The organism is Paracoccus solventivorans (assembly GCF_900142875.1).
GTDB lineage: Bacteria > Pseudomonadota > Alphaproteobacteria > Rhodobacterales > Rhodobacteraceae > Paracoccus > Paracoccus solventivorans.
Map to the genome: position 1 here is coordinate 1 of NZ_FRCK01000020.1, position 6,318 is coordinate 6,318.

The window sequence follows — 6,318 nt, forward strand, 5'->3', positions numbered from 1 at the left end:
TCCTTCAGACGGATCGCCTCTTCCACCGCGATCTCGTCGAACGGGTTCATCGACATCTTCACGTTCGCGAGGTCAACCCCCGAACCATCGGCCTTCACACGAGCCTTGACGTTGTAGTCAATCACCCGCTTGACCGGAACGAGAACCTTCATTCGGCTGCTCTCCCTGTTTCATGATCCCATGACATGCGGCGCATGGCTTAGCGGTCGCCGGGGCTGGTTTAAACCCCCTTTGCGCGGCTGCAAGCGACATTCGCCGTCTTGCGGCGGACTGGCGCAGTCACCGCGCGGCAGTTCACCCCGCCGCAGGCTTGCCCCCGCGCGAGGCGCCGGGCACCCACAGCACGTCGCCGGTGTCGGCATTGGCCACCCGCGCGGCGACGAACATCCAGTCGGACAGCCGGTTGAGATATTTCACCGCCACCGGGTTGGCATCGCCCCCCTGCGCCAGTTCCGTCGCCCGCCGCTCCGCCCGCCGCGCCACGGTGCGGCACAGGTGCAGATGCGCCGCCAGCACCGAGCCGCCGGGCAGGATGAAGCTGCGCAGCGGCGACAGCGCCGCGTTCATGGCGTCGATCTCGGCCTCCAGACGGTCGACCTGTTCCTGTACGGTGCGCAGCACCGGATAGGGGGCGTCGCCGTCGCGGTCCATATGCGGGCGCGACAGGTCGGCGCCCAGGTCGAACAGCTCGTTCTGGATCACCGCCAGCTGCTCGGCCAGCGGCCCGTCGGCATGCAGCCGCGCCAGCCCCAGCGTGGCGTTCAGCTCGTCCACGGTGCCGTAGGCCTCGACCCGCGGGTCGTGCTTGGCGACGCGCGATCCGTCCGACAGCGCGGTGTCGCCCTTGTCGCCGGTGCGGGTGTAGATGCGGTTCAGAACGACCATGTTCAGCCCCTCAGCCAGATGAAGATCAGGATCAGCACCACCGCCACCGCCTGCGCGACGATGCGCCAGCGCATCATGCGGTTGCCGTGCTTGCGGTTGAAATCGCCACCGCGGGCAAAGCCGCCGATGCCGACCATCAGGATCACCGTGACCACGAGGACCGCGAGCGCCGCGAGGATGAAGAGGGGCTGGTCCTGCATGGGAATGGGTGCCTTTCGCTGGCGGCGACACTAGCTGCGCCGCGCGAACCAGTCCAGAGCCGCGGTGGGCAACAGCCTTCGCCCGATTTCCGCCATGGTGGTCGGGCGGGTCAGCCGATAGCGGGCGCGGGGCCGCGGCGCTTCCAGCGCGCGCAGGATCACGGCGCTGGCGGCCGCGGCCGGCAGCTCGAACCGGTCCTTGCCGCCGGGCTCGTAGAGCCGCCGCAGCAGGCTGTCGCGGTATTGCCCGGCGCGCGGGCTGGCCTGCCAGTCGATCCAGCGCTCGAAATGCGGGATGGAATTGGCGCGGATGCGGCTGGTGATCGGGCCGGGCTGGATCAGGATCACCCGGATGCCGGTGCCCTCCATCTCGATGCGCAGCACGTCGGTCAGCCCCTCCAGCGCGAATTTCGTCGCCACATAGGCGCCGCGCCAGGGGATGCCGACAAGGCCGAGCACCGAGCTGACATTGACGATGCGCCCGGCGCCGCGGTCGCGGAAATGCGGAATCATGCGGCGGCTCAGGTCGTGGGTGCCGAACAGATTGGCCTCGAAGATCGCGCGCAGCCCGTCGCGGGGCAGGTCCTCGACCGCGCCGGGCAGGGCAAAGGCGGCGTTGTTCACCAGCGCGTCGACGGGGCCGAGCTCCAGCGCCTTTTGCGCGCAGGCGGCGACGCTGCCCGGGTCCGACAGGTCCAGCGGCAGCGCCAGCATCCCCTCGGCCCGGCGCGCGGCCAGGTCCTGTTCGCGGCGGCAGGTGGCGATGACGCGCCAGCCTGCGCGGGCCAGGTGGCGCGCGGCGTCCAGCCCGATGCCGGACGAGCAGCCGGTGATCAGGACGGTGCGCAAATCTCAGCCGGGGAAGGCGGCGGTCAGTACGTCGCTGCGCACGAAGCCGACCCGCCCGGCCCGGTCGCGGACCTTGACGAAATCGCCCTCGGTCTCGCCCATGGGCAGCAGCGGCGCGCCATAGGGCAGGATGTGCAGGATCCCCGAGGCGTTGTCGGGCTTGGCCTTCAGCGCCTGATGCGGGCGGGCGACATATTGCAGGGCGGTGTCCGCCGCCTCGTCCGCGCCGCGGCCCATGAACCCCGCCGACATCACCGCCGGACCCGGAGCGACCGGGTCGCCGCTGGTCCCGATCAGGAACAGCAGGGCAAAGGTCGAGGTGAGGGCGAGGGCAATCAGGCGGAACATGGCGATCAGGGCTGGCTGGCGGCTGTTGGCTTCGGGGCGACGGAATGCCGGTTGCGGCGGTGGATTACCATGCAGAACCCGGCTTGCGGGGGCCGCGTTCCCTGGAACCGTTGCAGTTCCGCCATTCGTGACCGGCTCTGTGGCGGAATTGCCACTATTCGGCGGTCTGGACCGGAACCCGGCGCAGGCGTAGTCAGGCGCCATGAGCAAAGACCCACACGACACGCCGCGCGATCCCGACGACTCCGGCCCCGAGGCCGGGACGGCGAGTGGCGAGGCGACGACCTCGGAAACGCTCAGCCGCGCGATCGGCGAGCGCTATCTGACCTATGCGCTGTCCACGATCATGCACCGGGCGCTGCCCGACGCCCGCGACGGGCTGAAGCCGGTCCATCGCCGCATCCTTTACGCGATGCGCGAGCTGCGGCTGTCGCCGACCGGAGCGTTCCGCAAGTCGGCCAAGATTTCCGGCGACGTGATGGGGAACTATCACCCGCATGGCGACAGCGCGATCTATGACGCGATGGCCCGGCTCGCCCAGCCTTTCGTGATGCGCTATCCGCTGGTGGACGGGCAGGGGAACTTTGGTTCCATCGACGGCGACAGCCCCGCCGCCAGCCGCTATACCGAGGCCCGCCTGACCGCCGCGGCCGAGGCGCTGATGGAGGGGCTGGCCGAAAACGCGGTCGATTTCCGCCCCAATTACGACGGCACGCTGGAAGAACCCGCGGTGCTGCCCGCCGCCTTCCCGAACCTGCTGTGCAACGGCGCCAGCGGCATCGCGGTGGGGATGGCGACCAATATCCCGCCCCACAACCTGCACGAGGTGGTGGACGCCTGCCTGCATCTGATCAAGTCGCCCGAGGCCCGCGACGAGACCCTGATGACCATCATGCCCGGCCCGGATTTCCCCACCGGCGGCGTGTTGGTCGAGGATGCGGCGACGCTGGCCGAAGCTTACCGCACCGGCCGCGGCAGCATGCGCCTGCGCGCGCGCTGGGTGATCGAGGATCTGGGCCGCGGCACCTGGCAGATCGTGGTCACCGAGATCCCCTATCTGGTGCAGAAATCCAAGCTGATCGAGCGGTTGGCCGAGCTGGTGCTGACCAAGAAGATCCCGATCCTCGCCGATGTGCGCGACGAATCGGCCGAGGACATCCGCATCGTGCTGGAACCCCGCGCCCGCAGCGTCGATCCGGTGCAGCTGATGGCGGCGCTGTTCAGGGTCAGCGACCTGGAAACCCGTTTCAGCCTGAACATGAACGTGCTGATCGACGGCCGCACCCCCAAGGTCTGCTCGCTCAAGGAGGTGCTGCGCGCCTTTCTGGACCACCGGCGCGAGGTGCTGCTGCGCCGCTCGACCCACCGGATGGAAAAGATCGCGGCGCGGCTCGAGGTGCTGGACGGCTATATCGTCGCCTATCTGAACCTCGACCGGGTGATCGAGATCATCCGTTATGAGGACGACCCCAAGGGGGTGATGATGGCCGAGTTCGGCCTGTCCGAGCTGCAGGTCGAGGCGATCCTGAACATGCGCCTGCGCGCCCTGCGCAAGCTCGAGGAAATCGAGCTGCGGGCCGAGCGCGACCGGCTGGCCGAGGAGCGCGAGGGGCTGCTGGCGCTGGTCGCCGACCCGGCGCTGCAATGGGGGCGCATCGCCTCGGAACTGCGCGACATCCGCGGGCTGTTCGGCAAGTCGAACCCCGCCGGCGTCCGCCGGACCGAGATCACCGCGTCCGAGGACGTGCAGCCGCTGGACATGGACGCGATGATCGAGCGCGAGCCGGTCACCGTGATCCTGTCGCGCATGGGCTGGATCCGCGCGGTCAAGGGCCACCAGCCGCTGGATGCCGAGGTCAAGTTCCGCGACGGCGACGGCCCCTTCATGGCGCTGCACGCGGAAACCACCGACAAGCTGATGGTGTTCGGCGCCAACGGCCGCTTCTACACGCTGCCGGCCAACAACCTGCCCGGCGGGCGGGGGCTGGGGGAACCCCTGCGGCTGATGATCGACCTGCCCAACGACGCGGCGGTGCTGGACATGTTCCCCTGGCGCGAGGACCAGCAGTTCGTGGTCGCCTCGAAGGCGGGCGACGGCTTCATCGTGAACGCGACCGACATCCTGGCCCAGACCCGCAGCGGCAAGCAGGTGCTGAACGGCGAGGCGTTGCTGGTGCGCCGGGTCGAGGGCGACCACCTGGCCGTGGTGGGCGAGAACCGCAAGCTGCTGGTGTTCCCGCTGTCCGAACTGCCGGAAATGGCCCGCGGCAAGGGAGTGCGCCTGCAGAAGTTCAAGGACGGCGGGCTGTCGGATGCGAGATGCATCACGCTCTCGGCCGGGCTGTCCTGGCTGGACCCGGCCGGGCGCACCCGCACGGAACCCGACCTGTCCGAGTGGCTGGGCAAGCGCGCCAGCGCCGGCCGCATGGCCCCGCGCGGCTTCCCCCGCGACAACCGTTTCACCTGAGACAAAGGGCCGCCCGGTGGGCGGCCCTGTTCGTTGCGATGGGCTTCGTTGCGACGGGCGCGGGCCGCTTAATCGTCGCGCCGCACCAGCTTCCAGCCGGTCAGCATCGGCCGCACCAGATCCTCGCGCTTCCAGAAGCGATAGAACAGGATCACGCCGACATGCAGGATCACCAGAGCCAGGATCAGCACGGCGCCCAGATTGTGCCAGCCCACCGCCGCGCGCGAGGTCGCCTGGCTGACCTGCCCGGCCAGCGGCCCGACGTTGATGAAGTCATCGGGGTCCGAGACCAGCCCCGACCCGACCTGCGCCGCCAGCACCAGCAACATGGCGATCACCGACAGCGCCCCCAGCGGGTTGTGCCCCGGCCAGTAGGAGGGCACCCGCCGGAACATGCCGCGCGCATAGCGCAGCATCTTGCCCGGCCCGGTCAGGAAATGGCGGAACCGGGCTGGCTCGGGGCCGACGAAGCCCCAGATCAGCCGGAACACCAGCAGCCCCGCCACCGCATAGCCGCACCAGAAATGCAGCCACATGTTCGCGGGGCCGAACTTGCCCAGCACCCACGCGGCGATCACGAAGAACGCCAGCAGCCAGTGGAACGCCCGCAGCGCCGGATCCCACAGCTTTTCGCGGACCGGCTCCATCCCGGTCACTTGGCGCGATAGTTGTCGTGGCAGGCCTTGCAGGTGCCGCCCAGCGACTGGACCACCGCGCCGACCTGCGCCTGTCCGCCCTTGACGCCCTCGGGCGCCGCCGCGGCCGCGACCTTGAAGTCCTCGTGCTTGGCGCGCACGTCGTCGAGGTTGTCCCACAGCTTGGGCAGGGCATGGCTGCCCTCGACCTGGCCCTGCGCGGTGTCGGGCAGGAAATGCATCTCGACCTCGTAATTGCCCAGGGCGGCCAGGTTGTTGGCGTGGAACACCGCCTGCGCCTCGTCATAGGCGACGTCACCTTTGGCCATGGCGGCCAGCGGTCCCATGTTGGCCGAGATCGCGGCCATGTAGCCCTGCCGCGCCTTGAGCGCGTCCTGCACGGCGCTGTCGTCCTGCGCGAGCGCGAGGGCGGGGGTCACGGCAAATGCGGCGGCGAGGATCAGGCGCATCTCATGGCTCCTTAAAAAATGTAAAAGCGCCGTTAAAATGATGTCTCCGCCCCCGAGGCTCAAGCGTGAAGCGCGGCGCGCGCATCACGAAGTCGTCAGCCGGATTTTACCCAGACCCTTGAAATGACACGGGCATCCGCGAGGCTTTCCCGGTGTGGCCGGGGTTGCAGAGGCGGGGCGCGCATGCCTTGGCGGCGGTGCCGCGAGCGGACGGTGTCCCGCCCTCTGGCAGGGGTGCCGCAATGCTGCCGCAGTCCCGCGCCCGCTGCACGCGCCCGCCTTGATTTTCCAGCGACTCACTTATAGATCGCGGCGATGTTTACGCGAGGCGCGTCGTCCAGCCGGCCCGCCCGACGATCAGGAGGCCACGATGGCAAAGGCAAAATTCGAACGCACGAAACCGCACGTCAACATCGGGACGATCGGTCACGTTGACCACGGCAAGACGACGACGACGGCTGCGA

The 6,318-nt window shown here is 69.0% G+C and carries 8 protein-coding genes and 1 pseudogene; 2 read left to right on the plus strand and 7 right to left on the minus strand.

Translation table 11 applies throughout. From position 1 onward, the window contains the following. The 5 genes and pseudogenes from BUB57_RS16100 to BUB57_RS16120 form a co-directional block, all read right to left on the minus strand. Positions 1-152 (minus strand): annotated as a pseudogene (locus BUB57_RS16100) (electron transfer flavoprotein subunit beta/FixA family protein); the annotation flags it as partial. 142 nt (positions 153-294) lie between these two features. Beyond that, a complete protein-coding gene (locus BUB57_RS16105) occupies positions 295-885 on the minus strand; it encodes a cob(I)yrinic acid a,c-diamide adenosyltransferase (protein WP_073068857.1) in 591 nt (196 codons plus the stop codon). Between the two features lie 2 nt (positions 886-887). Next, on the minus strand, positions 888-1,085 hold the full coding sequence (locus BUB57_RS16110; protein WP_073068858.1) for a twin transmembrane helix small protein: 198 nt from the start codon (positions 1,083-1,085) through the stop codon (positions 888-890). Positions 1,086-1,115: 30 nt separating this feature from the next. Next, the gene (locus BUB57_RS16115; protein ID WP_073068859.1) at positions 1,116-1,934 is read right to left on the minus strand and encodes an SDR family NAD(P)-dependent oxidoreductase; all 819 of its coding nucleotides are present in this window, start codon (positions 1,932-1,934) and stop codon (positions 1,116-1,118) included. A 3-nt stretch (positions 1,935-1,937) separates the two neighbouring features. Next, on the minus strand, positions 1,938-2,282 hold the full coding sequence (locus tag BUB57_RS16120; RefSeq protein WP_073068860.1) for an SH3 domain-containing protein: 345 nt from the start codon (positions 2,280-2,282) through the stop codon (positions 1,938-1,940). Positions 2,283-2,484: 202 nt separating this feature from the next. Here BUB57_RS16120 and parC point away from each other — a divergent pair, with 202 nt between their 5' ends. After that, complete coding sequence (gene parC, locus BUB57_RS16125; protein WP_073068861.1) at positions 2,485-4,749, plus strand: DNA topoisomerase IV subunit A; 2,265 nt, start codon at positions 2,485-2,487, stop codon at positions 4,747-4,749. A gap of 68 nt (positions 4,750-4,817) precedes the next feature. Here the strand turns inward: parC and BUB57_RS16130 are convergent, their stop codons facing one another. Together BUB57_RS16130 and BUB57_RS16135 are read right to left on the minus strand one after the other, a co-directional pair. After that, positions 4,818-5,396, minus strand: a complete 579-nt coding sequence (locus tag BUB57_RS16130; RefSeq protein ID WP_073068862.1) for a cytochrome b/b6 domain-containing protein — start codon at positions 5,394-5,396, stop codon at positions 4,818-4,820. A 5-nt stretch (positions 5,397-5,401) separates the two neighbouring features. Continuing rightward, entirely contained in the window at positions 5,402-5,854 is a 453-nt protein-coding gene (locus BUB57_RS16135; RefSeq protein WP_073068863.1) for a c-type cytochrome, read from the minus strand. Positions 5,855-6,224: 370 nt separating this feature from the next. On the opposite strand from BUB57_RS16135, the gene BUB57_RS17210 reads away from it, so the two are divergent. Then, on the plus strand, positions 6,225-6,318 hold a 94-nt coding region (locus BUB57_RS17210), incomplete at its 3' end, for a GTP-binding protein (protein WP_143159744.1).